We start from the raw sequence: 25,977 nt of genomic DNA, 5'->3' as shown, positions 1-25,977 counted from the left end.
GGCGGTCGCGTCGCGACCGGTGCTCCCCCGCCGCGGCGACCGGTCACGCACCTCCGGCAGCCGGCCCTCCGGCGCTCGCGCCCTGCACCGGTGCGGCGGCGGGACCACCGGCCCCGACCGCGTGCGCCGCGCGCCACTCGGCGGGCGAGGCACCGAACGCCTGCCGGAACCGCCGGCTGAAGTGGCTCGCGTCGGCGAACCCGCATCGCTGGGCGACCGCCGCGATTCCGCTCGGAGTGCCCGAGGCGAGGTGCTCCCGGGCGCGGTGGAGGCGCCGGTCGATGATCCACTGACCCGGCGTCCGGTCGTGGCCGGCCCGTCCCCAGACGGCGTACAGGTGCCGGACGGAGACGTGGTGGGCCGCGGCGATGCGTTCGACGGAGAGCTCCCGATCGGCGAGGTGGGCGTCGACGTAGGCCCGCACCCGCACCTCCAGGCTGTCCGCCAGGGCCTCGTAACCGTCGGCCCCGCCGGCCGCCGTCAGCAGCAGGGTGCGCACCAGCGCCGCGGTCCCCTGCCCGGTGAGCTGCCGGGGCTGCGGCGGCAGCTGGGCGGTCGCGGCGAACAGCCCGGCCAGGTGCCCGCGGACGAGCTCGTACACCGGGCTGCGAGCGAGGACGGGGCCCGCCGCACGGACCGTGTCCACCGACACGCCGGCCTCCTGGTGGCTGATCATCAGGACGTCGCGGACGCTCAGGCCCCGCTGGGTGAACTCGTAGGGACGGGTCGTGTCCACGCAGTCGAGCTGCCCCACGCGCGGGACGCTCTCGGATTCGTCGGTCCGCACCCGGGCCTCGCCCCGTCGCTGGAGACCGAGCGCGAGGACCTCCGGAGCCGCCTGGCGCACGTGCCGGTCGTTCCGGACGATCCCCAGCGGGCTGCCCGTCTCCCGGCGCAGCCGCAGGCCCGAGCCGAGCTCCACCACCTCGGTGCGGTGGTGCACGCGGCTGTCACCCAGGAGCGCGACGTGCTGCGGGCTCTCCACCGTGAAGGCGGCCTGCAGCGCGTCCGCCCGCTCGCGCTCGGGCACCCGGGCGGTGTCGAACAGGACGGTCACCGGCTCGCCGCCCGTCCGCCGGCCGCACGCCACTCCGTGGGTGAGACCCCGAACCGTTCCCGGAAGCGGCGGCTGAAGTGGCTGCTGTCCGGAAAGCCGGACTGCCGGGCGACCACCCCGATGCTGGTGCGGCCGGCGTCGGGGTCCCGCAACCGTTCGCGGGCGCGCTGCAGCCGCCGCTCCCCGATCCACTGGGCCGGTGTCCGCTCGTGCCCGGCGCGGGCCCACACGTCGTAGAGGTGCCGGACGGAGATGGCGTGGGCCGCCGCGACGCGCTCGACCGTGAGGTCCCGGTCGGCGAGGTGGGCGTCGAGGTAGAGGGCGATGCGCGCCTCAAGGGCGTCGTCCATCGCCGCGGTCATCCCCCGCGACTGCGCTGCCGTGGTGAGCAGTGCCCGGACCAGCGCGGCGGTGGCCTGCCCGGTGAGCGACCGGTGCTCGGGGCCCAGGCCACGCGCGGCCCTGTACAGCCCGGCCACGTGCCCCCGCACCAGGTGGTAGACCGGGCTGCGCGGCAGTGCGGGCGCGGCCGCCCGCACCACGTCGACGGAGACGCCCACCTGCCGGTTGCCGAGGATCAGCACGTCGTGGCTGTTGGCCGTCCGGTGGACGAAGTCGTACGGGCGCGTCATGTCCACGCAGTTCAGGTGCCCGACGGGGATGTCGGCGTCGGTGCCGGCCGTCGACACAAGCGCGGCACCGCGGCGGTGCAGCCCGATGGCCACGTGCTCGGGAGCGTCCGCCCGGACCTGGCGGGGAGTGCGGACGATGCGCAGCGCGCTGCCCCCGGTCTGCAGCAGATGGACGTCCGGTCCGAGCGGCAGGCGCTCGACGCGGTGCCGCACCGGGCCCGCGCCCACGACGACCGACCGCCGCGGGCTCTGGCCCTCGTAGACCGCGTGCACGGCGTCGAGGCGCTCGGTCGCGGGCAGCAGGTCGGTGTCGAGCAACGTCGTCACGGCGTCCCCTCCGATCGAGACCGCCGGCGCAGGATAGGAGACGAACGGGCGCCCTGTACCGGGCCTGCGTCGCGACCGGGCGCCGGTAACCCAGTGTTCACCGGGCATCGGCCGCGGAGCCACAGCTGAGCAGCAGGGCGGACAGCAGCCGGGCGGTCGCCGTCCCGAGGTCGTCGAGCGCCGCGAGCTGCATGCCCGGCAGTGCGCTGGCCGCCAGCGATCGCACGTGATCGCGAGCGAGCTCGTACAGGGAGCTGCGGTCCAGCCGGGGCGCCGCGGCCCGGGCGCCCTGAGCCGTCGTCCCCGACGTGAGCAGGTCCAGCTGGACGACGCTCAGCACCCCGGGCCGGCCGCGGTAGTCGTAGGGCGCCCCCACGTCGACCAGCGCGAGCGCGTCGGCGTCCAGCCGGCGGAGCCGACCGTCCTGCCAGAGCGTCGACCCGGCGCACCCCGGGACGACGAACGCCAACCGATCCGCGGGCCACGCCTGGACGTCGGCGTCCCGCCGGGTCAGCCGCACCGCCGAACCCGCGTACCGGCCGACCTCGGTTCCCGGTGACAGCTCGCAGCACGACCAGCGCGCCTCGACCGAGGCCAGGTCGCCGAGGATGCTCACCCGGCACCGCACCGACTCGGTCAGCCGGTCGACCACCAGGCGCGCCCGCTCCGCGGTGGGCACGCGCCCCGTGTCGAACCCGTGCACGCCCGGCTCCTAGAAGTGCCCGCCCACGGGGACCTCGGTCATCGGTACCGGTGCGTCCCAGCGGTGCGCAGGCTCGGCCGGCACCGGCGCCTGCCGGACGCCGATCAGGTTGCCGAACGGGTCGCGCAGCTGGCACAGCCGCTCCCCCGTGCCGACCGTCGTGGGTCCGCGGTGCACCGCCGCGCCCTGCCCGATCCACTCCTCGGCGACCCGGTCGACGTCCTCGACGTCCCAGTAGGCGACGCAGCCGTCCGGTCCCCCGCTGTTGTACCCGTCCGCCACGTGCAGGGTGAGCCGTGAGCCCCCGAGGTCGAAGCTGACCAGCCGGCGCGACCGCCGTGCCGGAGGGGCGCCGAGCCGCGCGGTGTACCAGGTGGTGGCGGCGGCGAGGTCGGGGACGAAGCAGAAGACGTCGACGACCGGACCGAAGGGTGTGTCCACGGCGCTCCTCGGATCTCGATGACAGGGGAGGTGGGGAGGCAGAGCTCGACGCCCGCCGGGACGGCCCGCCGGGAGCGGGGGGCTCCCGGCGGGTCGTGCCGGTTCAGGCGGTGGTGGCCCGCACGGCCTCGCGGATCAGGTCCGCGACCGCCTTGGGCTGGGCCAGCATCACCAGGTGCGAGGAGTCGACCTCGCTGACCGTCATGCCGGCGCGGGTGTAGCCGAAGCGCTCGACGTCGGGGTTGATGGTGCGGTCGGCGGAGGAGACCAGGCCCCAGGAGGGCTTGGCCTTCCACGCCGCCACCGGTGCCTTCTCGCCGAAGGCGGCACCGGCCAGCGGGCGCTGGGAGACCGCCAGCACCCTGGCGAGGTCCGGGTCGACGCCCTCGGCGAAGACGGCCGGGAACGCCGCGGCGTCGACGTACACGTCGGTGCCGTCCTCCGCCCCCTCGACCGGGTACGGCCGGTAGACCAGGGCGGTGGCCAGGTCGGAGTCGGGGAAGCGCCCCTGCAGCTCACCGAGGCTCTCCCCCTCCTCGAGGGCGTAGCCGGCCAGGTAGACCAGCCCGACGACGTTCTCCTCGACTCCGGCCACGGTGATGACCGCGCCGCCGTAGGAGTGGCCGACGAGCAGAACCGGCCCCTCGATCTGGCGGACGACGGAGGCGATGTAGGCGGAGTCGCCTATCAGGCTGCGGTTGGGAACGGCGGGGACGACGACGTCGAGGCCGTCGCCGAGCAGTTCGGGGACGACGGCGGCGAAGCTGGCCGAGTCGGCGAAGGCGCCGTGCACGAGGACGACGGTGGGGGTGCGGCTCACGGGGTGCTCCTGGGCTGGCAGGTGGATGATCACTCGGCGTGCAGCGCGGTGCGGAGGAAGTCCGCACCCTGGGCGGTGGCGGCCTTCGCCGCGAACGTGTCGCGCAGGCTGTTGACCATCACGAAGTCGTGGATGGTCCCGCCGTAGCGCACCGCCGTCACCGCGACCCCGGCGGCGCGCAGCTTGGCGGCGTAGGCCTCGCCCTCGTCGCGCAGGACGTCGGCCTCACCGGTGATCACCAGGGCCGGGGGCAGCCCGGCGAGGTCCTCGGTGGTGGCCCGCAGCGGGGAGGCGGTGATCTCCGCGCGCTGGGCGGGGTCGGTCGTGTACTGGTCCCAGAACCACGGCATGGCGTCGCGGCGCAACCAGTACCCCTCGGCGAACTGGAGGTACGAGCCGGTGTCGAAGCTCGCGTCGGTGACCGGGTAGTACAGCAGCTGCCCGGCCAGGGCCGGGCCGCCGCGCTCCTTGGCCATCAGCGTGATGGCGATGGACATGTTGCCGCCCACCGAGTCACCGGCGACGGCGATCCGGCTGCCGTCGAGCTCGTGCTCGGCCCCCTTGGCGGCGACCCACTCGAGCGCCGCGTAGATCTCCTCGATCTGGTCCGGGTAGCGGGCCTCCGGGGCGCGCACGTACTCGGTGAACACCGTCGCGACCCCGGCCCTGACGGTCAGCTCGCGGACCAGCCGGTCGTGCGTGTGCGCGTTGCCGAACACCCAGCCGGCGCCGTGGGTGTAGAGCACCACCGGGAGCGGGCCGCTGCTGCCGGCCGGGCGGTAGATGCGGATCGCGACCTCACCGGTCGGGCCGCCGGGGATCGTCAGGTCGGTGACGTCGACGGCCGGCGCCGGGACGTCGCCGTCCTGCACCGAGTCGACGGTGCGGCGCCCCTCCTCGATGGGCAGGTCGAACAGGAACGGGGGCTGGGCGGTCGCGTCGGCGAACTCCTGCGCGGCGGGCTCCAGCACGGGGACGACGTCGGTCATGAGCTTCCTCTTCTCGGGACGGTTCTCGTGGGTGCGCCGGCGTGCGCGGGCACGGCGTGGGGCCGTGCGCGACCGGCCGGTGCGGGGGGTCGCGCCTCGTCGAGCGACATCTCCGAGCCTGGCGGCGCGGATGCGGCGGGGGAACCGTGCCGCCCGGTCCGTGCAGATCCAGCACGGAGCCGTGCACGGGGAGACCGACCTCGACGGTCTCCGCCCGGCCGGCACGGCCGATGCGACGGGGAGGTCCTCCGGTCACTTCGTGGTGTAGGCCTGCTGCCGGATCGTGCCGCCCTCGCACACCGGCCCGAGGGACCACGCGACCGTCACGGCGTCGGTCTCGTCCGGCGGGATCACCGTCAGGGTGGCCGGGCTCGGCTGGCACTCCCCCGACGCCGCGTCGCCGTCACCGGGCACGACGCTCCACTGCAGCTGCGAGACGACCGCCGCGCCGGGGGCCACCGTGACCAGCCCGGGCGCCGGTGTGGGCACCCGCACCTGGTCGGTCGGCAGCGGACGCCCGCTGCCGTCGAGGAGCCCGACCCCGCCGTAGCCCTCGACGCGGCACGCCGACCCGCTGACGTTCGTCAGGGTGAGCGTGGCCGAACGCTGCCCGGCTCCGGCTGCGCCCGACGTCAGCCCGGCGGTCAGCGCCGAGGTGGAGCAGCGCCCGGGGTCGGCTCCGCCCGTGCCCGTGCCGCCGTCGGAACCGGATCCGCCGGGGGCCGTGGACGGGCGCGGATCCGGCGTGTTCCCGGTTCCGCCCGCGGCGGGCACCGAGGTCGTCGCGGCGGGGTCGGACCCGGTGGCCGGGCCGGCCGAGGCGTCGTCGGAGGAGCATGCGGAGGAGCCGAGGAGCACCAGGGCGAGCACGGCACCGGCCGCCCTGGGCCGGCCGGTCGCGTCCGCGGACTTCCGGGCGGCGGGTTCCGTCATGGGGACGGCGTCGGTCATGAGCTTCCTCGTCCCGGGCTGGGGAGGTCCGGTCCTCCCGGGTGCGCCGACGAGCTGCCGGCACGGGCATCGGACCCACGGGCGACCGACCGGTGCGAAGCGGTCGCGCCTCGCCCGGGGGACGTCGCCGAGCCTGGCGGCGCGGATCGGGCGGAGGAACCGCACCGTCCGATCCGTGCAGACCCAGCACGGAGCCGTGCACGGGGAGACCGGCCCTCTCCGCCCATCCCGCGGCGGCAGGACCGACGTGCGGTGCAGCGCCCCGTGCAGCGGGTCAGGAGTGCGCGGCCACCTGCGGATCCGGGCCCGTGCGCCGGGAGGAGGCCAGCACGGTCGTCAGCACCACCGCCGAGGACACGGCCGCGGCGGCCCACACGACGGCAGCCACACCCAGGAACCCCGCGCCCAGCGGGAGCAGCAGGACCACACCGGCGGCGCCCAGCGTCAGCCCGGGGTGGATGACCGGCCGGGACAGCAGCGGGACGTGCACCGCCCACAGGAGCACGAGGAAGGAGCCGACGGGGAGGCAGACAGCGGCGGCGACGGCGCCCGCCGAGACGTCGAGGTGGTGCGCCGTCCACTCGAGCGCCACCTCGAGGCCGGCGCCGACGGCGGCGAGTGCGGCGAAGACGCCGAAGTGCCCGTAGCCCCAGAGGAAGGCCGCGTGACGCCGACGGGCCAGCCCCTCCCCGGCGGGCTCCAGGAAGTAGAGCCACCAGAGCGCGAAGAGCAGGACCAGCGCGGCGACGGCGACCGACACCACCCGCCAGTCCAGGTCACCGCTCTCGACGGCCGCCCGCAGGCCCGTGGATGCGGCGAGGACGCTCTCGCCCAGGATGATGATCGTGAACAGGCCGTACCGCTCGGCGATGTGGTGCGGGTGCCAGTCGGTCCGCCGGTTCGCCTCGGCCCAGCGCGGCACGGCGAGCTCGAGGGCGACGAGGACGAGGAACACCGGCAGGAGCGATCCCTCCGGCAGCACCGCCGTCTCCACGAGGAGGAGCCGGAGCAGCCAGCCCACCTGGACCAGCGAGATCCCGGCGGCGTAGCGGAACGCCGTGGCCCGCCCGTCCGGGTGCTCGATGCCGGCGCGCAGCCACTGGGCGACGAGGCCCAGCCGCATGACGAGGTAGCCCACCGTGATGGCCCGGTAGTCGGCGTGCTCGACCGCCGCCGGCACACCCGCCGCCAGCACCAGCACCCCGGCCATCTGGAGCATCGTCAGCAGCCGGTAGGGGACGTCGTCGGTGTCGTAGGCGGAGGCGAACCAGGTGAAGTTGACCCAGGCCCACCAGATCGTGAAGAAGACCAGCAGGAAAGCGGCCACGGATGGATGCCCCTCGGCGATCCCGTGGGCCAGCTCCAGGGTGAGGCTCGCGATGGCGACGACGAACGTGAGGTCGAAGAGCAGCTCCAACGGGCTGGCGGCCCGGTGCGGCTGGTCCGGTGCCCGCCCGGTCATCGGTATGCGGATGCCTCTGCTCACGGATCCACCGTCGGCCCTCACGCGGTGAGCTTAGGAAGCAGGAACCTCCGCGGACAGCTTTCCTCGCGCGTCATCAGGGCGCGGTGGCGCCCGGGCCGCGGTGACGCGCGACGCTCCGACACGCCATCCGTCCCCCGGGCCCTCGGCGGTGGCGACGGCGCCCGTCGCGACGTCCGCGAGAAGGGCCGCCAGGTCGTCGACGTGCACCAAGGCCCAGGTCTGCGCCGGGTTCGCCCGACGATCGCCGTCCCGGACCGCCTGCGGGCGCGGCGTGTTCCGGACCGACGTCTTGCCGGCGCCCGGGATCGCCGGCGGGCGGGCCAGCACCGTCGTGAGGCCGTCCACCTGCGCCAGCGCCGCGTCGGCGCCGTTCTTGGTGTGGGGGTAGGCGGCCGGTCGCCGGGGAGGTCGAGCGGTCCACTACCGTGCCGTCACCGGGTCGAGAGGCGCGGAGGCGGACGGGCGCGGGGCATGGTCCGCGAGGTTCGCCTCGGTCCCCGGGACCGCAGGGCCTGCCGCCCACCTGCGGGCCGGCGGTGGCCCGACCGACTCTCCGGAGGCTGGAACGACGTGGTCAGCACCTCAGCGCTGTTGGGGATCGCGGCCGTCGAACTGGGACTGGTCCTCACGCCTGGCCCCAACATGGTGTACCTGGTGTCCCGCTCGATCACGCAGGGACGCCGCGCAGGCCTGATCTCCCTGCTGGGCGTCGCGGTCGGCTTCCTCGCCTACCTGGCCGCTGCGGCAGCCGGCCTCGCGGCGGTGTTCGTGGCCGTGCCCGCCGCCTACACCGCCCTCAAGTTCGCCGGTGCCGCCTACCTGCTCTACCTGGCCTGGCAGGCGGTGCGCCAGGGCGGCACGTCGCTGTTCACTCCGAGGGAACTGCCGGCGGACAGCTCCCGCCGCTTGTTCACCATGGGACTCGTCACCAACCTGCTCAACCCCAAGATCGCCGTCCTCTACGTCACGCTGCTGCCGCAGTTCATCGATCCGGACCGCGGCTCGGTGGCCCTGCAGAGCTTGGTGCTGGGCGCCACGCAGATCACGATCGCGCTGACGGTCAACGGCCTCATCGTCGTCTTCGCCGGCGCTCTCGCCGCCTTCCTGACCGTCCGACCTTCGTGGCCGCGCGTGCAGCGTTACCTCATGGGCGGCGTCCTCGGGGCCTTGGCCGTGCACCTCGCCACGGACAGGACCCGTCCCGCCATCTGAGGACCACCAACGCCCCGGGACATGGACATGGCGGTCGGTCGTAGCGGCAGCCCTTGACAGGGCTCGTCGGTAAGTCAAAGCTTACCGTTCGTGGCAGCTAACCAAGCGGACGACAGCTGGGTGGCGCTCGGCGACTCCACCAGACTCGCCATCGTCAAGGTCCTGGCCGAGCGTCCCCGTGCGGTCGGCGAGCTGGCCGCCGAGCTGCCCGTGAGCCGCCCGGCGGTCTCGCAGCACCTCAAGGTGCTCAAGGACGCCGGACTGGTGACCGAGCGCACGGCTGGGACCCGCCGGATCTACCGACTGAACCCCGCGGGCGTGGCCGCGCTGCGCGATCAGCTCGAGACGTTCTGGAACCGCGCCCTGGCCAACTACGCAGACGCCGTCGACGACGCAGAGGAGATCCCATGACCCAGGCAGCGAGCCCCGTGGTCCGCCTGCAGATCATCGTGGAGGCACCGCTCGAGCGGGCCTTCGCCGTGTTCACCGAGAGGTTCGGCGACTTCAAGCCGCCCGAGCACAACCTGCTGGCGTCGGCGATCACCGAAACCGTCTTCGAACCGCGAGTCGGCGGCCACATCTTCGACCGCGGGGCGGACGGCAGCGAGTGCCGGTGGGCCCGCATCCTGACGTACGAGCCACCGCAGCGCGTCGTGTTCAGTTGGGACATCGGACCGCAGTGGCAGGTCGATACCGACCCTGATCACAGCAGCGAGGTCGAGGTGCGATGGATCGCCGAGACCCCTGGACGCACCCGGGTGGAGCTCGAGCACCGCAACCTCGACCGGCACGGTCCCGGCTGGCAGGCCGTCAGCGACGGCATCGCCGACGACGCCGGATGGCCGCTCTACCTCGACCGGTATGCCGCACTCTTCTCCGAGGGCAGTCGCGAAGTGGCGCCCGGGAGCGTGGCCGGCGCATGAACGCGATGGCGATGGCCCGGGGGGAGCGAGTGGACCTGGCGGACTTCCTCGACACGCTCCAGCCGCAGCAGTGGGACGCTCCCACGCTCTGTGCGGGCTGGCGGGTCCGCGACGTCGTCGCCCACGTCGTCAGCTACGAGGAGCACGGCCTGAACGACCTCGTCAAACGGCTGGCACGAGCACGTTTCGCCCCGCACCGACTCAACGACGTCGCCGTCCTCGAGTACAACGAGCGCACTCCGCAGGAGCTGCTGCGGTTCCTGCGCGACCACTCCGAGCCGCGAGGAGTCACCGGCGGTCGAGGCGGCGGCGTCGGTCTGGTCGACGCGCTCATCCACCACCAGGACATCCGACGCCCCCTCGGCATGCCGCGGACGATCCCTGCTGAACGCCTGCTCCACGCCCTGCCGTTCGCGGTGACCGCGCCTCCGCTGCGAGGGTTCTGGACGGCCCGAGGCGTGCGCCTCGTCGCCACCGACCTCGACTGGTCCCGAGGCCGGGGCCCTGAGGCCCGCGGTACGGCCGAAGCGATCCTCATGACCATGGCCGGCCGTCCCGCAGCGGCTCGCGACCTCGACGGCCCCGGCGCCACGATCCTCCAGCGCCGTCTCGGCATCCAGGCCGCTGCGACCCCATCCGCGGCCGCGCCGGAGCAGGGTGGAAGCTCACGACCTCGCCGTCGGCGGGACCCACCGCCTGCACCGTGACGCCGCCGGGTTCACGTCGTCGTCGCCCCCCGGGGCGTCGACCGCCGGCTCAGCACCGGCCGGATGCCGGGTGGGCCCGATCCGCTCCGGCCGCGCTCGACCCGCGACGGCACCTGGCGGCCGGCTCCGTACGGCGCACGAGGCGGTCGACCACCAGGCCCAGCACCACGGCGAAGGCGATCCCCGCCAGCGCTTTCAGCAGTGGCTGATCCTCCACCCAGTGCCCCACCGAGTGCGCCCACCGCCACCGAGTAGGCCCCCCATGACGACGCCCCGAGAGCCGTCAGCGCGACGAACCGGCGCCGCGGAAGCCGGTGGCTCCGGCTGTCAGGTTGACCGCGACCCTGCCGACGGGGATGTATCGCGCCACGAGAACGATGACCGCGCCACGCCGGGCCAGTCCGCCGGCGGCCCACTCCAGCGCTTGCCGCAGCCGGCCACCCCGGCCCTCGACCAACCGGCGGAGACCGGCGCGTCGGCCCAGCGCGTAGCTGAGCTTGTCCCGAGGAGCGCCCCCAGCGCAGCGGTAGGGACCAGCAGCCCCAGCTGCGGGCCGTTGCCCGCCGAGCTGAACGCCGCCACCGCGATCACCACCGACTCGCTCGGCAAGGGCGGGAGCAGCCCATCGAACACCGCGAGCAAGAACACCACCGGCAGCACCGCGTCAGCCGCGCGGACGGGGAGACGGCGTCGCCGCATGCCCCGTCGAGGGGTCAGGACGCGTCTGCGGGCGCCGGCGTCGTCAGGCCCTGCCGCAGCTCGTCCATGGCCTGCGCCAGGCCCACCCGCGGCGCCCAGCCCCACCCGCGGGCGCGGTCGGCCCTCAGCTGGCCGGTCCACACCGGCTCGTCGGTCCACTCCGGGGCGACGCCGACCGCATCGGCCACCGTGCCCAGGTAGTCCCGCCACGTCGCCGGCTCCCCCGCCACGATCACCGGGGTCGTGCTCCCGGCGACCGGGCCCCGCTCCGGGTCCTCGGCGGTCGCGACGGCGCCCGTCGCGACGTCCGCGAGAAAGGCCGCCAGGTCGTCGACGTGCACCCAGGCCCAGGTCTGCGCCGGGTTCGCTCGGCGATCGCCGTCCCGGACAGCCTGCGGGCGCAGCGTGTTCCAGACCGACGTCTCGCCGGCGCCCAGGATCGCCGGCGGGCGGACCAGCACCGTCGTGAGCCCGTCCACCTGCGCCAGCGCCAGGTCGGCGGCGTTCTTGGTGTCGGGGTAGGCGCCGCTGCCGTCGGGCAGGAGCGCGCCGTCCTCGGCGACGTCTCCCAGGCCGGCCGACCGGTCGTACACCCCGGCGGTGGACACGTGCACCAGCCGGGCCACCCCCGCGTCCCGGGCGGCCCGGGCGAGCACCGGGGTGCCCTCGGCGCCCACCCGGTGCTGCACCTCCCGGGGCGAGCCCATCGGGTGGACCGTCGTGACGGCCGCGTCGGCGCCCCGGGTCACCTCGCGGGCGAACGCCTCGTCGGCGAAGTCGCCGACGTGCTCGGTGACCCCGTCGAGCGCCGGCGCGCTGCCGGCTCGGCGGACGACGGCGCGGACCTGCGCCGACCGCTCGACGAGCGCCCGGCACACCGCGGTGCCGACCAGTCCGTTCGCACCGGTCACCACGACGACGGGAGAGGAGGAAGCCATGCCGCCCACCCTGCCAGCGGCGACGCGACGGCGCCCGCTGCATGACCCGCGCCGGGCCCTGGGCGGGGGCCCGACCTCCCCGGCGCCGTCCATCCGGCGCCTGAACGCGACCGGTCGACCGCGAGGAGTAACGGCACGACTCCGGCCGGATTCGGCCCGTCATACCCCGTTGGCCCGCCTTTATCACAGCGCTATACAGCTTCCCGCACCGGGGTGCCGACGAGAGCGGAGATGCGTCGTGACTGCAACCCACGAGCCGCCCGAGCACTTCGACGCCGTGATCGTCGGCAGCGGGTTCGGTGGATCGGTGACCGCCTACCGGCTGGCCTCCGCCGGGCTCCGCGTCTGCGTGCTGGAGCGCGGGAAGACCTACCCTCCCGGCTCCTTCGCGCGCAGCCCGCTGGAGATGCAGCGCAACCTCTGGGACCCCAGCGAGGGCTTGCAGGGCCTGTTCGACGTGTGGTCGTTCCGGGGGCTGGAGGCGGTGGTCTCCAGCGGCCTGGGCGGCGGGTCGTTGATCTACGCCAACGTCCTCATCCGCAAGGACGAACGCTGGTTCGTCGAGGAGAGCCCGCTGCCCGGCGGCGGCTACGAGCACTGGCCGATCAGCCGCGCCGACCTCGACCCGCACTACGACGCCGTGGAGCGGATGCTGCGGGCGCGGCCGTACCCGGTGGGGTCCGAGCCCTACGCGTCGACGCCGAAGACCGTCGCGATGCGGGACGCCGCGCGGCGGCTCGGCCTGGACTGGGACCTGCCGAACCTCGCCGTGAGCTTCGCCGGGAACGGCGGTCCGCCCGTTCCCGGGGAGGCGATCGCGCCGTACGAGTACCCGAACCTGCACGGCCGGCTGCGCACCACCTGCCGGCTGTGCGGGGAGTGCGACATCGGCTGCAACTACGGCAGCAAGAACACCCTCGACCACACGTACCTGTCCGCCGCCGCCCACGCCGGTGCGGTGCTCCGCACCCGCAGCGAGGTCCGCCGCATCGCGCCGTCCGGCGGCGGCTACCGGATCTCCTACGTCACCCACGCCCCCGAGGCCGAGGGACACCGCACCCGGACCGCCCGGTTGCCGGTGACCGAGCTGACCGCGGACCGGCTCGTGCTCGCGGCGGGCGCTCTCGGCACGCCGTTCCTCCTGCTCCGCAACCGGGCCGCGTTCCCGGCGCTGTCGCGGGCTCTGGGCACCCGCTTCAGCGGCAACGGCGACCTGCTCGGTTTCGTGCTGGGCGCCACGCACGCCGACGGCACCCCCCGCCGGATCGAGGGCAGCCGCGGACCGGTCATCACCAGCCGGATCCGGGTCCCCGACGAGACCGACGGCGCGGCCGGCCGCGGCTCCTACGTGGAGGACGCCGGCTACCCCGCCTTCGCCGAGTGGATGGTCGAGGCGGCGGGCGCCCCCGCCGCGGCGGCCCGCATGGCGCGGTTCGCGGCCGGCCGGATCTGGGCCCGGCTCAGCGGCTCCCCGCGCTCCGGCCTCGGGTCCGAGCTGCAGGCGCTGCTCGGCGACGCCGCGTTCTCCGCCGGGTCGCTGCCGCTGCTCGGCATGGGCCGGGACGTCCCGGACGGCGTGCTCTCGCTGCGCCGGGGCCACCTGCAGGTCGACTGGACCAGCGCGACGTCGACCGCCTACTTCGAGGGCGTCCGCGGGGTCATGCGGGACCTCGCGGGCGAGCTCGGCGCCGGGTTCCGGGACAACCCGATCTGGCACCTGCGCCGGCGGGTCATCACGGTCCACCCGCTCGGCGGCGCGCCCATGGGGCGGCACCCGCGGGAGGGCGTCGTCGACTCCTACGGCGAGGTCTTCGGCCACCCGGGCATGTACGTCGCCGACGGCGCGGCGATGCCGGGGCCGGTGGGCGCCAACCCCTCGCTGACCATCGCGGCCTTCGCCGACCGGCTGGCCGACCACCTGCTCGACCAGCACGCGCGGCGCGGCACCGTGGTCCGCTCCACCGCACCGCAGGACGGGCACCGGCCGGCCGCCCCGGCGATCCCCCGGCCGGCACCGGCCCCGGAACGCGCGCCCCGCCTGTGGTTCACCGAGGAGATGAAGGGCTTCGTCGCCCTCGGCGAGGACGACTCCCAGCGCGGGTACGACCGGGGCCGCGCCGAGGGCACCGCCCTGTCCTTCCGGCTGACGATCACCATCGAGGACGTCACCCGGTTCCTCACCGACCCCGACCGGGCCGGCACCGCGGTCGGCCACGTCGACTGCGACGCCCTCGGCGGGCGGCTGCCGGTCGAGCGGGGGATCTTCAACCTCTTCGTGCACACGCCGGCCGACCTCGGGGACACCCGGCGGGCGCGGATGCTCTACCGGCTCCTCCTGCGCGACGGAGCCGGCAACCCGGTGACCCTCTCCGGCGTCAAGGACGTGCACGACGACCCCGGCTGGGACGTCTGGCGGGACACCTCCACCCTCTTCGTCCGCCTGTACGCCGGGCACGCCGAGTCCGACGAGGGCGCTGCCCTGCTCGGCAGCGGGATCATCACCATCCACCTGCCCGACTTCCTGGAGCAGTTGACCACCCTGCGCGCCACCGGCCCCGAGCCCGGTGACGCGGTGCGCGCCCTGCAGGCGTTCGGCTCGGTGTTCCTCGGCGAGCTGTGGACCATCTACGGGCCGCGCGTGCTCGACACCTCCGGGAGCGGGGCGTGACGCTCCCGACCAGGCCGCCCGGGGGCCGCCACGCCTCGGGTGGCTCGTCGACCGAGCGGGTCGCCGGCCTGCTCCACCGGCGCCGCTGGTGGGTACTGGCGGCCTGGGTCGTGCTGCTGGCCGCCTTCGCGGTGATCGGCCGGCCGCTGCCCGGCCTGCTCACCGGCGGCGGCTGGTACGTCGAGGGCTCGCAGTCGCACCAGGCGGTCGAGGAGGTGCGGGAGGGGTTCCTCGCACGTGGCGCCGCCGCGGTCACCGTGCTGGTGCAGGACACCCGGTTCACCGCCGACGACGCCGAGTTCGCCGAGCGCGTGCGCGACGTGACCGCCGACGTCACCGGCCGCGGCGAGCTCGAGGTCAGCGGCGCCTACGGCTGGACGACGCTGGGGAATCCGGCCCGGGAGGCCTTCGTCGGCGAGGACCGGAGCACCGTGCTGACCCTCGTCTCGCTGGACCTGGACGACGGCCGCGCCCGGCAGCTGCTGCCCGAGGTGCAGCAGGAGCTCACCGAGCGCTGGGCCGACGAGGGCCTGCAGGTGTCGCTGGTCGGCTCGGCCTCGTTCTGGGGAGAGGTCACCGAGCTCAGCGAGCAGGGGCTCACCCGGGCCGAGCTGGTCACCCTGCCGCTGATCCTGCTCATCCTGCTGCTGCTGTACCGCAGCGTCGTGGCGTCGGTGGTCTCCCTGGTCGTCGCCGTCACCGGGATCGTCCTGGCCTTCGGGATCCTCACGGTGGTCACGAACTGGCTCGAGCTGTCCGTGTTCGTGCAGAGCGCGGTGACGATGCTGGGGCTGGGCGTCGGGGTGGACTACGCGCTGTTCGTGATCAGCCGCTACACCGCCGAGCTGCACGGCGGCGCGACACCGGTGCGGGCGGTGGCCACGACCCTGCGCACCTCCGGTGAGACGGTGCTCTCCTCGGCGCTGGTCATCGTCCTCGCGATGTCGACGCTGTTCGTGGTGCCGCTGGGCGTCGTCCACTCCATCGCGCTCGGGGCCATGGTCGTCGTCGCCATGGCCGCCCTGACCAGCGTGCTGGTGCTGCCCGCCATCCTGCTGCTGCTGGGCCGGCGGATCGACGCGCTGCGGGTACCGCTCCCCCGCCGCCGGTCCGCGGCGCAGGGCTCGGCCTGGGAGTCCTTCACCCTCCGCATCATGCGGCGGCCGTGGACGGTGCTGCTGGCCAGCGTCGCGGTCCTGGCCGCCGTGGCGTGGCCGGCGCTGCACCTGCAGGTCTTCACCGCCGACGCGCGGATCGTGCCCGAGAGCTCGCCGGTGCGCCAGGGTTACGACCTGCTGCAGGAGCAGTTCGGCGCCGGCGCCGCCTCCCCGGTGTCCGTGGTCGTCCAGAGCCCGGAGCCGCTGGCCGCGACCGACCTCGGCGACGAGCTGACCCGGCTGCAACAGCGGCTCGCGGACCTCGACGGCACCCTCCGCGTCGACTCGGCCCTCGGGGTGCTCGGCCAGGCCGGCTCCGGCGACCCGCTCGCCGCCCTCGACCCCGCGGTGCGCGGCGCGCTGCCGGCGGACGCGCGGGCGACCGTCGACCACTTCGTCTCCGCCGACGGGCGGCGGCTGGTGCTCGACGTCGTCCCCGCCGACCCGGCCGCCAGTGCCCCGACCCGCGAGCTGGTCGGCGAGGTCCGGGCCGCGGCCGCGCAGGCCGTCGAGGGGACGGCGGCCGCGGCGGTCGTCGGCGGCGAGACCGCCGAGGGCGTCGACAGCAACCAGGCGATCACCGACCGGCTGCCCTGGGCGGTCGCGCTCATGCTCGGCGTGATCTTCGTGGTCCTGCTGCTGGCCTTCCGGTCGCTGCTCCTGCCGGTCAAGGCGATCGCGGTCAACCTGCTGTCGGCCGCGGCCGCGTTCGGGCTGCTCGTGCTGGTGTTCCAGGACGGCGTCGGGGCCGGCCTGCTCGGTGTCGAGCCGTCGACGCACCTGCAGAACATCGTCCCGGTGCTGCTGCTGGCGCTGCTGTTCAGCCTGAGCACCGACTACGAGATCTTCCTGCTCAGCCGGGTGCGGGAGGAGTGGCTGGCCACCGGGGACGGCACGGCGAGCGTGGCGCGCGGCGTCGCGCGCACCGGACCGCTGATCTCCGGTGCCGCCGTCCTCATGGTCGCGGTCTTCGGCGCCTTCGCCTTCACGTCGATACTGCCCCTGCAGCAGCTGGGCCTGGGCCTCGCGGTGGCGATCGCCCTGGACGCGACCGTCATCCGGCTGCTGGTGGTGCCGGCCAGCATGCGCCTCATGGGCGCCTGGAACTGGTGGCTGCCCGGCCGGCGGCGCCCCGGCCAGGCGGTCCGGGTCCCGGCCGGCGTCCCCGCCCCGCGGCCGGGACCGGCCGTCGAGACCACCGCCGCCCCACCGACCACGCCGACACCCACGCCGACACCCACGCCGACCACCGCGTCGCCCGCCGACGACACCAGGAGCCCGGTATGACCACCACCGCCGAGCCACCCCGGTCACCCGACCCCGGGCCGGTGGAGCGGGAGACCGTCCCCCGTCCGTCGCAGGACGAGGACCCCGCCGACACCTTCGAGCAGCGGAAGGGCACCCGATGGCTCGAGCCGCGCCTGCTCCTCCAGACGGCGAAGCAGGTGGCGATCAGCGGCGTCCTCGGCCAGTACAACGACAAGCGCGAGCTCATGGGCGGCATCTCCCCCGGCGGCTACCTGGACCTCGGCGGCGCCGGGACCCGCGACGACGACGGCAACCTCTGGCTGGACTACGTCTCCGACCTCGGCGACAGCTTCGAGGCCACGTACTCGGTGGCGGCGCTGCTCTCCCGCCCCACGCTGGACCTCGCGCCGCAGGAGGGCGAGGCCACGACGACCCGGCGGGGCCGGCTCCTGGTGATGGGCGGGGACGAGTGCTACCCCGCGGCGTCGGTCGACGAGTACGAGAACCGGCTGATCGGCCCGTACCGGGCCGCCCTCCCCGGCAAGGAGCCCGACGCGCCCTTCCTGCAGGCCGTGCCCGGCAACCACGACTGGTACGACGGGCTGACCGCGTTCATGCGGACCTTCTGCCAGCGCCGGTGGATCGGCGGCTGGCGGACCCGCCAGGCCCGCAGCTACTTCGCCACCCGGCTGTCGGACCGGTGGTGGCTGTGGGGCATCGACATCCAGTTCGACACCTACCTCGACGAGGCCCAGCTGGCCTACTTCACCGAGATCGCCCGGGAGCTGCAGCCCGGCGACGCGATCCTGCTGTGCACGGCCAAGCCCAGCTGGGTCGCGGCGACCGACGAGGACTGCGAGGCCTACGCGACGCTGGACTTCCTGGAGCGGACGGTCATCCGGCCGCGGGGCGCCGGCGTGCGGCTGGCGCTGACCGGCGACCGGCACCACTACTCCCGGTACGAGGCGGCCGACCTCGCGCAGCGGATCACCGCCGGCGGCGGCGGCGCCTACCTCTCCGCGACGCACCACCTCCCGACGTCCATCCAGGTGCCACCGCCGACCAGCAGGGCGCGCAGCAAGAGCCCGTCCGTGCGGTACACCCAGGGTGCGGTCTACCCGACACCGGAGGACTCCCGGCGGCTCCGGTGGGGCATCCTGCGGCTGCCGTTCACGACCCCGGCCTTCGCCGGGCTGCTCGGCGGCATCTACGCGGTGCTGGCCGTCGCGCTGGGCGCGGCGCTCCGCGAACCGGCGCGCGGACTCCCTGCCGACCTGAGGGCCGTGGACGCCGCGCTGCGCGACGCCGGCTGGGCTCGCCTGGCCGGCGGGCTCGCCGACAGCATCCTGGCTCTGCTGCTCGGCCTCGTCGTCGTCGGCGGCGCGATCGCCTTCACCCAGGACATGGGCCGCTGGCGCGGCCGGACCGTGGGGCTGCTGCACGGCCTGGCGCACCTGGCGCTGGCCGTCTCGGTGATCCGCCTGGCGGTGACGCTGACCGCCGAGGTGCTGGCGGTGCCCGCCCCGTGGTCGCTGGCGCTGGTCGTGCTCCTGGTGTTCGTCGGCGGCGGGATCCTGGCCGCCGAGCTCGTCGCGTGGTACCTGCTGCTGGCCGACCGGGCCCGGCTCAACGTCAACGAGCTGTTCGCCGGCCAGGCGATCCCCGACCGCCGCAACTTCCTGCGCCTGCGCCTGGAGCCCGACGAGACGCTGACCGTCTTCCCCGTCGGGCTGCCCCGGGTGCCCCGCGGGTGGGAGCGCCGGCCGGACTGGCGGGCCGGCGAGCGGGAGCGGTTCCAGCCCGCCGACGGGCAACTGCACCCGTTCCTCATCGAGCCACCCATCCGGATCCCGCGCACCCCGCCGGCCACCGGCGCGGCGACATCGCGGACGGACGAGGCGCACCGGATGGACGAGGCGCAGCGGATGGACGAGGCGCACCGGATGGACGAGGCACTGCCCGGAGGGATGGCATGACCGGCGGCGCGGGCGAGATCCGGTCCTCGGCCGAGCTGCCCGGCTCGGCGGAGCGGGTCTGGCAGGAGCTGACCGCCTTCGCGACGTTCCCCGCCTGGAACCCGTTCATCCGCCGGGCGGAGGGCGCGCTCGTCGTGGGCAGCCGGCTGCGCATCCGGCTGCGGCTCGACGGCCTGCCGGTCCCCTTCCGGCCGACGCTGACGGTGGTCGACCCCCCGTACTCGCTGCGCTGGCTGGCCGCCCAGCCGATCCGGGGCCTGTTCGACGTCGACCGGCGGTTCGAGATCACCCCGCTCGGGCCGGACCGGTGCCGCCTCACCCAGTCCGAGACCGCGACCGGCCTGCTCGCCCCCCTGCTCCTGCCGCTCGGCCGCCGCCCGATCCTGGCCGGCTACCGCGCCTTCGAGGCCGCCCTGCGCACGCGGGTCGCCGCCCCGCCGTCCCGCCCACCCCACCTCCGAGAGGACGCCCCCATGACCGACACCCGCCGCCGCGTGAGCAACGGCCTGCCCCACCAGAGGAGCGACTCCTCGTCGGCGGAGAACCCGCCGCCGATCGCGCCGGCCGGCGGGGCGCCCCTCTGGAAGCGGCGGATCAGCAGCCACGAGACCTTCGCGCACGACAGCATCGACAGCCTCGGCTACGACTGGGAGCGCATCTCCAACCCGACCATGCCGCCGAGGTTCCCCCGGAAGATCTACCTGCCCCAGACCACCGAGGACATCGTCGCCGCGGTCCGCGAGGCCAAGCAGCTCGGCGAGCGGCTGTCGATCCGCAGCAAGGGGCACTCGAGCAACGACCTCGTGCTCACCGAGGGCGGCAGCATGCTGCTCACCGAGAAGCTGGACGGCATCCTCGAGGTCGACCGGGAGGCGATGACCGCGACCATCCAGGCCGGCGCCGTCTCCGCGCAGGTCGACGACCACCTCTCCGAGCTGGGCCTGGGGCTGCCGGTCATCGGCGACCACAACCACATCACCGCCGGCGGCTTCGCGTCCGTGGGCGGGATCAGCCCGGCGTCGCACCGCTTCGGGCTCTTCGTCGACCAGATCGAGCGGCTCCAGTACGTCACCTGGGACGGCGACCTGGTCGCCTGCAGCCGGGAGGAGAACCGCGACGACTTCCACAAGGTGCTGTGCGGGCTGGGCCGGCACGGCGTGATGGCCACCCTCACCGTCCGGCTGATCGAGATCGACAAGTACCGCACCGTCCTGAAGAACCACCAGCAGCACCACTGGGACGTCGAGGCGTTCATCTCGGGGGCCGCGCACGCCATCCGCAACCCCGGGGAGGCGCAGTACGAGCGGGGGGTGTGGATCGACTTCCCGCGCAGGGGCGGCGGGAGCTTCGGGATGGGCCAGTTCTCGGCCTACCACCCCACCGACCAGACCGCGTACGCGAAGGCCCGGGACCGCCTGTCCTACGACGCGCTGCACGGCCTGGGCTACGTCGGCGGCCGGCTCCCGGCCCGGGTCGACCGGGCGCTGAAGCTGGCGGGGATGACCGGCGTCCTGTTCAGCCCGATGTACGCCACGGTCAAGAACGTCGAGTTCTTCACCGACAAGGTGCTCGACTCGACCGTCGGTGACCCGACCCGGATGTTCATCGTCCTGGCGCCGCTGGACCGGTTCGAGCAGCTGTTCCGCGAGACCTACGAGCTGATGCGGCGCTACCGCACCGAGCGGGACTGCTTCACCTTCATCTCGGTGTACGTCAAGAGCATCACCAGCGAGTACCTGGCCACCGGCGGCCGCGGCAACCAGTTCTGCGAGCTGATGTTCTACCAGGGCATGAGCGCCGGGGGCATGGACGAGCAGGTGCTGGAGGAACTGGTCACCGAGCTCGACGACATCTGCATCGCCCACGACGGCTTCCGGTACATGCACACGAAGACGTCGAAGGACCCGGCCCGCCGGGACAAGGTCGACCCCAACGTCCACTGGACCCGGCTCGCCGAGCAGCGGTCCGCCACCACCCAGGAGGAGGTCCTCGGTGCGTGAGATCCCGCTCTACACCCTCGACGGAGTACCGGACGCCGACGTCCGGACCTACTCCTTCTCCACCGGGGACGGCCTGGGCATGGGCCTCCACCGGTTCAGCCGCGGCACGCAGGCGACCGAGTCGGTGCTGATCGTCCACGGGCTGACCACGTCGACGGACATGTTCATCATGCCGGAGCACCGGAACCTGGTGACCTACCTGCTCGACAACGGCTACCGCGACGTCTGGACCATCGACTTCCGGATGAGCAACCGGTACTCGTACAACCTGTTCAGGAACCGCTACACGATGGACGACATCGCGCTGTACGACTTCCCCCCGGCGCTGGAGCTGATGCGGCGGGAGACCGACGGCAAGCCGATCCACGTCATCTCCCACTGCCTGGGCGCGGTGTCGTTCCTGATGAGCCTGTTCGGGGGCGCGGTCGACGGGGTCGCCAGCGTCATCGCCAACAGCGTCGGCCTGACCCCGCGGGTACCGGGCTGGTCGCGGGTGAAGCTGCAGCTGGCGCCGGTGCTGGTGGAGGACGTCATCGGGCTGCCCTACCTCAACCCCCGGTGGTACGCCGACCCGGGCCCGTCGCGCGGCAAGCTCTTCTCGAAGGCCGTCTCGGCGTTCCACGGCGAGTGCGACCAGCCCGACTGCCACATGCTCAGCCTGATGTGGGGCAGCGGCTGGCCGGCGCTCTACAGCCACGAGAAGCTCGCCGACGTGACGCACCGGCGGGGCGGCGACCTCTACGGGGCGACGAGCATGCACTACTACCGGCACGTCAGGAAGATGGTCGCGGCCGGCCGGGCGGTGAAGATGACGCCCGGTGACCCCCGGTACGACCGGCTGCCCGACGACTACCTCGCGAACGCCGCCGCCATCGAGACCCCCGTGCTGCTCGCCACCGGCGACCGCAACAACGTCTTCCGGGACTCGAACATCGTCTGCCACCGGGAGCTGGAGAAGCGGGCGCCGGGCCGGCACGAGCTGGCGGTGCTGCCCGGCTACGGGCACCAGGACCCCTTCATGGGCGAGCACGTGGCCGACGAGGTCTTCCCGACGTTCCTGGACTTCCTCGACCGGCACCGCTCGGCTCCCGGTGCACGCACGACCGACGCACCGCCGATGGCGGTCGCCGGCTGACCGGCCCGCACCCGTGGCCCCACCACGCGTGCGACGGCCCGTCGCCCGCCCGGGCACAGGAGGCTCCGCCCACGGTTCCGGCGCCGCCCTAGGGGCAGAGCCTCCTGGGCCGGGGGTGCTGGGCGGGCGGTACGGTTTCGTGGCGGTCGACACGTCGGGGTAGACCGGCACCCCGGCGGGGTACGGCGTGCCGAACCGGGCGGCCAGCGGAGAGTCGGCCCGACTCAGAGCTGGAAGCTGGACATGACGGGCAACACGACTCATCGCTTCGCCAACACCGCCGTCCTGGCGGTCCAGACGGCGGATGCGTCGCAGGTGATCAGCTCCGACGACTTCGACGAGCGGCTCCGGGAGACCTACCAGCGGGTGGGGCTGCGCGGCGGCCTGCTCGAGCGGCTCGCCGGGATCCGCGAGCGCCGCTGGTGGTCGGAGGGGACGACGTTCGTCGACGGCGCCGCCATGGCCGGGGCCAAGGCGATCAGCGAGAGCGGCGTCGACCCGGCGCGCATCGGGGTGATGATCAACACCTCGGTCAGCCGCAAGCACCTGGAGCCCTCGACCGCCGTCGCCGTGCACCACGAGCTCGGCCTGCCGCGGTCCTGCCAGAACTTCGACGTGACCAACGCCTGCCTCGGCTTCATCAACGGCATGGAGCTGGCCGCGGCGATGCTCGACTCCGGCATGGTCGACTACGCGCTGATCGTGAACGGGGAGGACTCCCGGATCGTGCAGGAGCGCACCATCGACCAGCTGAACCGACCGGAGACCGTGTCGCGCGACGTGCTGGCGCAGTTCGCCACGCTGACGCTGGGCTCCGGCGCCGCCGCGATGGTCCTGGGCCGCGCCGACCGGCATCCGGAGGGACACCGTCTGGTCGGGGCGGTGAGCCGGGCCGGAACCGAGCACCACGAGTTGTGCATCGGCGACAACGACATGATGCGCACCGACCTGAAGGGCCTGCTGGACGCGGGGCTGGCGCTGTCCGAGGACCTCTGGGCGGACGCCGCCGGGGAGTTCGACTGGGCGGCGGGCATGGACCGCTACATCATCCACCAGGTCTCCAAGGTGCACACCCAGGCGATATCCGACCGGTTCTCGATCGATCCCGCCCTCGTGCCGACGACCTTCCCGACCAGGGGCAACCTGGGGCCGGCGTCGGTGCCGTTCACGCTGGCCGCCCAGCAGGACACGCTCGCCGACGGCGACCGGGTGCTGCTCATGGGCATCGGCTCGGGCCTCAACGCCTCCTGCCTCGAGATCGCCTGGTGACGGCGGGCAACGCGACTCCCGTGCCCCCGGCGCTGCCCGGCCTGGACCCCGCGTGGTCCCGGCACCTGACCGTCGCCGACCGGACCGGCACCGAGCACGACTGGCACGTCCTGGACAACGGCGTCGAGAACCCGGTGGGCACGCTGCTGTGCGTGCACGGCAACCCCACCTGGTCCTACCTCTGGCGCCGGCTGCTGGCCGGCGCGCCCGCGGGGTGGCGGGTGATCGCTCCCGACCAGCTCGGCATGGGCTGGTCGCAGCGGCTGCCCGGTCTGCGGTCGCTGGAGCAGCGGGTCGCCGACCTCGGCGACCTCACCGCGGCGCTCGGGGTGACCGGCCCGGTGGTCACGGTGGGGCACGACTGGGGCGGCGTCATCTCCCTGGGCTGGGCGCTCGAGCACCGGGCGCAGCTGCGCGGCGTGGTGCTGGCCAACACCGCGGTGGCCATGCCGCCCGGCGACCTCGGCCCGGCGCTGATCCGCCTCGCGCACGCCCCCGGCGTGCGATCGGCCGTCACCGTCGGCACCCCGGTGTTCGTGCGGGCCACGACGGCGCTGTCCCGCCCGCCGCTCCCCCGCGACGTGCGCGACGCCTTCGCCGCGCCGTACGGCTCCGCCGCCCGCCGGCGTGCCGTGGGCGACTTCGTGGCCGACATCCCCTTCTCCACGGGGCACCCCTCCCGACCGGCGCAGGAGGCCATCGCCGAGGGCATCCGCAGCCTTCAAGTCCCGGCGTTGCTGCTCTGGGGCCCCCGCGACCCGGTCTTCGGCGAGCGCTACCTCACCGACCTGCGCGGCCGGCTGCCGCACGCCGCGCTGCACCGGTACGAAGGCGCCTCGCACCTCCTCCCCGAGGACGCACCGCAGTACGCCACCGCCGTCGCGCAGTGGGTGGCGGAGCTGCCGGACCCGTCGCTGCCCGGCTCGGCGCTGCCGGGCCCGGCCGACGGCGGCCGCCGCCCGACCCCGGCGGCGGACGAGGACCCCCGCCCGCCGTGGGCCGCCCTGACCGAGCGCGCCGACGACGCCTCCCCCGCCGTCGTCGAGGTGGGCGGGAGCACCGTGAGCTGGGCGGAGCTGAACCGGCGGGTCGAGCGCCTCGCTGCCGGGCTGGCGGCGACCGGGGTCCGGCCCGGGCACCGGGTCGGGCTGCTCGTGGAGCCCTCCGCCGACCTCACGGCGGCGGTCTACGCGGTCTGGCGCGCGGGCGCGGTGGTGGTCGTCGCCGACAAGGGCCTGGGCTTCCGCGGGATGCGCCGGGCGCTGCGCGGTGCCGCGGTCGACCACGTCGTCTGCGGCACCGCCGGGCTGGCCGCCGCCCGGCTCATGGGCCTGCCCGCCACCCGCATCGCCGCGAGCTCCGTGCGCCCGGCCGCCCGGCGGGTGCTCGGCGCCGTCCGCACGCTTCCCGAGATCGAGGACGCCGGCCGGGACGCCCCCGTGCCCGCGGTCCCGTCCGGGGACGCCGACTGCGCGGTCCTGTTCACCTCCGGTGCCACCGGCCCGGCCAAGGGCGTCGTCTACACCCGGCGCCAGGCGTCGGCCCAGCTGGCCCTGGTACGCGCCACCTACCGGCTGACCGGCGAGGACCGCCTGGTGGCGGCCTTCGCGCCCTTCGCGCTGCTCGGCCCGGCGCTGGGCATCGGCTCGGCGGTGCCCGACATCGACGTCACCGCCCCCGGCTCCCTGACGGCGTCCGCGCTGGCCGAGGCAGTCTCCGCCGTCGACGCGACGGTGGTGTTCGCGTCACCGGCCGCGCTGCGCCGGGTCGTGGCCACCGCGCCGGAGCTGACCGCCGGCCAGCGGTCCGCGCTGGGCCGGGTCCGGCTGCTCATGTCGGCCGGCGCGCCGGTGCCGGTCGGCCTGCTGGCGGCGCTGCGCGACGTCCTGCCCTCGGCCGAGGCCCACACGCCCTACGGCATGACCGAGGCGCTGCCGGTCACCGACGTCTCGGCGGCCGAGATCGCCGAGGCCGGTGACGGGAACGGGGTGTGCGTGGGCCGGCCGCTGCCCGGGGTGGAGGTGGCGATCAGCCCGTTCGGCCCGGACGGCGCCGCCGACGGCGCGCTGACCGGTACCCCGGGCACCGCGGGAGAGATCTGTGTCCGCGCCGCGCACGTCAAGGATCGCTACGACGCCCTCTGGGCGACCGAGCGGGCGGCCGCGCGGCCGGCGGGCTGGCACCGGACCGGCGACGTCGGGCACCTGGACGCCGAGGGCCGGCTCTGGGTCGAGGGCCGGCTGCCGCACGTCATCTCGACGGCCGAAGGGCCGCTCACCCCGGTCGGCATCGAGCAACGGGCCGAGCGGGTCCCCGGCGTGACCGCCGCCGCGGCCGTCGGCGTCGGCCCCCGTGGCGGGCAGGTCGTCGTGGTGGTCGTCGTCCTCGACGGGTCCGAGAGTGGCGCCTCCGGCCGGCCGCGCGCACGCCAGGCGAGGCGGCTGCGGATGGCCGTGGCCGCGCCCGACCTGGCCGACGCGGTGCGGGCCGCTGCCGGCGTCGACGTCGCCGCGGTGCTGGTCGCCGACCGCCTGCCGGTCGACATCCGGCACCAGTCGAAGGTGGACCGCCGCCGCGTCGCCGAGCAGGCCGGCCGGCTGCTGGCCGGCACCCGGCGGAGGGCCGCGGGCGACCGATGA

General features: G+C 74.6%; 20 protein-coding genes. 11 read left to right on the top strand and 9 right to left on the bottom strand.

Going from position 1 to position 25,977, the window contains the following annotated elements; all coding sequences use genetic code 11:
- Positions 1-43: 43 nt before the first annotated feature.
- The 8 genes from BD833_RS05980 to BD833_RS05945 form a co-directional block, all read right to left on the bottom strand.
- On the bottom strand, positions 44-1,057 hold the full coding sequence (locus BD833_RS05980) for an AraC family transcriptional regulator (RefSeq protein ID WP_166532213.1): 1,014 nt from the start codon (positions 1,055-1,057) through the stop codon (positions 44-46).
- Positions 1,054-2,016, bottom strand: coding sequence for an AraC family transcriptional regulator (locus tag BD833_RS05975; protein WP_166532212.1), 963 nt, complete (start codon positions 2,014-2,016; stop codon positions 1,054-1,056). Before BD833_RS05975 ends, BD833_RS05980 begins: the two co-directional genes overlap by 4 nt.
- A 97-nt stretch (positions 2,017-2,113) precedes the next feature.
- The gene (locus tag BD833_RS05970; protein ID WP_166532211.1) at positions 2,114-2,719 is read right to left on the bottom strand and encodes a hypothetical protein; all 606 of its coding nucleotides are present in this window, start codon (positions 2,717-2,719) and stop codon (positions 2,114-2,116) included.
- 9 nt (positions 2,720-2,728) lie between these two features.
- Positions 2,729-3,160 (bottom strand): VOC family protein, encoded by a 432-nt coding sequence (locus BD833_RS05965; protein ID WP_166532210.1) that lies wholly within the window; start codon positions 3,158-3,160, stop codon positions 2,729-2,731.
- Positions 3,161-3,263: 103 nt separating this feature from the next.
- Positions 3,264-3,980 carry an alpha/beta hydrolase gene (locus BD833_RS05960; protein WP_166532209.1) on the bottom strand — a complete coding sequence of 239 codons (717 nt, stop codon included), beginning with the start codon at positions 3,978-3,980 and terminating at the stop codon, positions 3,264-3,266.
- Positions 3,981-4,009: 29 nt separating this feature from the next.
- The gene (locus BD833_RS05955; protein WP_166532208.1) at positions 4,010-4,969 is read right to left on the bottom strand and encodes an alpha/beta hydrolase; all 960 of its coding nucleotides are present in this window, start codon (positions 4,967-4,969) and stop codon (positions 4,010-4,012) included.
- Positions 4,970-5,221: 252 nt separating this feature from the next.
- Complete coding sequence (locus BD833_RS05950) at positions 5,222-5,920, bottom strand: DUF4232 domain-containing protein (RefSeq protein WP_166532207.1); 699 nt, start codon at positions 5,918-5,920, stop codon at positions 5,222-5,224.
- Between the two features lie 274 nt (positions 5,921-6,194).
- Complete coding sequence (locus BD833_RS05945; RefSeq protein WP_208092374.1) at positions 6,195-7,406, bottom strand: low temperature requirement protein A; 1,212 nt, start codon at positions 7,404-7,406, stop codon at positions 6,195-6,197.
- Positions 7,407-7,976: 570 nt separating this feature from the next.
- Between BD833_RS05945 and BD833_RS05940 the strand changes: the two genes are divergently transcribed.
- The 4 genes from BD833_RS05940 to BD833_RS05925 all read left to right on the top strand — a co-directional run bounded on the left by BD833_RS05940 (position 7,977) and on the right by BD833_RS05925 (position 10,248).
- The gene (locus tag BD833_RS05940) at positions 7,977-8,618 is read left to right on the top strand and encodes a LysE family translocator (RefSeq protein WP_166532206.1); all 642 of its coding nucleotides are present in this window, start codon (positions 7,977-7,979) and stop codon (positions 8,616-8,618) included.
- A 90-nt stretch (positions 8,619-8,708) separates the two neighbouring features.
- Positions 8,709-9,029: an ArsR/SmtB family transcription factor gene (locus tag BD833_RS05935; RefSeq protein ID WP_166532205.1), complete on the top strand. Its 321-nt coding sequence runs from the start codon at positions 8,709-8,711 to the stop codon at positions 9,027-9,029.
- Positions 9,026-9,541, top strand: a complete 516-nt coding sequence (locus BD833_RS05930) for an SRPBCC family protein (protein ID WP_166532204.1) — start codon at positions 9,026-9,028, stop codon at positions 9,539-9,541. Before BD833_RS05935 ends, BD833_RS05930 begins: the two co-directional genes overlap by 4 nt.
- A complete protein-coding gene (locus tag BD833_RS05925; protein ID WP_166532203.1) occupies positions 9,538-10,248 on the top strand; it encodes a maleylpyruvate isomerase family mycothiol-dependent enzyme in 711 nt (236 codons plus the stop codon). Before BD833_RS05930 ends, BD833_RS05925 begins: the two co-directional genes overlap by 4 nt.
- A 713-nt stretch (positions 10,249-10,961) precedes the next feature.
- Here the strand turns inward: BD833_RS05925 and BD833_RS05920 are convergent.
- The gene (locus BD833_RS05920; RefSeq protein ID WP_166532202.1) at positions 10,962-11,885 is read right to left on the bottom strand and encodes an NAD-dependent epimerase/dehydratase family protein; all 924 of its coding nucleotides are present in this window, start codon (positions 11,883-11,885) and stop codon (positions 10,962-10,964) included.
- 238 nt (positions 11,886-12,123) lie between these two features.
- Between BD833_RS05920 and BD833_RS05915 the strand changes: the two genes are divergently transcribed.
- The 7 genes from BD833_RS05915 to BD833_RS05885 all read left to right on the top strand — a co-directional run bounded on the left by BD833_RS05915 (position 12,124) and on the right by BD833_RS05885 (position 25,977).
- Positions 12,124-14,553, top strand: a complete 2,430-nt coding sequence (locus BD833_RS05915; RefSeq protein WP_208092373.1) for a GMC oxidoreductase — start codon at positions 12,124-12,126, stop codon at positions 14,551-14,553.
- Entirely contained in the window at positions 14,550-16,997 is a 2,448-nt protein-coding gene (locus BD833_RS05910; RefSeq protein WP_166532200.1) for an MMPL family transporter, read from the top strand. Before BD833_RS05915 ends, BD833_RS05910 begins: the two co-directional genes overlap by 4 nt.
- Positions 16,994-18,934, top strand: a complete 1,941-nt coding sequence (locus BD833_RS05905; protein WP_166532199.1) for a metallophosphoesterase — start codon at positions 16,994-16,996, stop codon at positions 18,932-18,934. The genes BD833_RS05910 and BD833_RS05905 overlap by 4 nt, the downstream gene beginning before the upstream one ends.
- A complete protein-coding gene (locus BD833_RS05900) occupies positions 18,931-20,934 on the top strand; it encodes an FAD-binding protein (protein WP_166532198.1) in 2,004 nt (667 codons plus the stop codon). The genes BD833_RS05905 and BD833_RS05900 overlap by 4 nt, the downstream gene beginning before the upstream one ends.
- A complete protein-coding gene (locus BD833_RS05895; protein WP_166532197.1) occupies positions 20,927-22,069 on the top strand; it encodes an alpha/beta hydrolase in 1,143 nt (380 codons plus the stop codon). Before BD833_RS05900 ends, BD833_RS05895 begins: the two co-directional genes overlap by 8 nt.
- 243 nt (positions 22,070-22,312) lie before the next feature.
- Positions 22,313-23,338 (top strand): 3-oxoacyl-ACP synthase III, encoded by a 1,026-nt coding sequence (locus tag BD833_RS05890; RefSeq protein ID WP_166532196.1) that lies wholly within the window; start codon positions 22,313-22,315, stop codon positions 23,336-23,338.
- Entirely contained in the window at positions 23,335-25,977 is a 2,643-nt protein-coding gene (locus BD833_RS05885; RefSeq protein ID WP_208092372.1) for an alpha/beta fold hydrolase, read from the top strand. The genes BD833_RS05890 and BD833_RS05885 overlap by 4 nt, the downstream gene beginning before the upstream one ends.

The sequence above is a fragment of the Blastococcus xanthinilyticus genome (genome assembly GCF_008124835.1).
GTDB classification, from domain to species: domain Bacteria; phylum Actinomycetota; class Actinomycetes; order Mycobacteriales; family Geodermatophilaceae; genus Blastococcus; species Blastococcus xanthinilyticus.
Note: the sequence above shows the minus strand (reverse complement) of the source record. Positions and strands in the feature narration are given on the sequence as shown.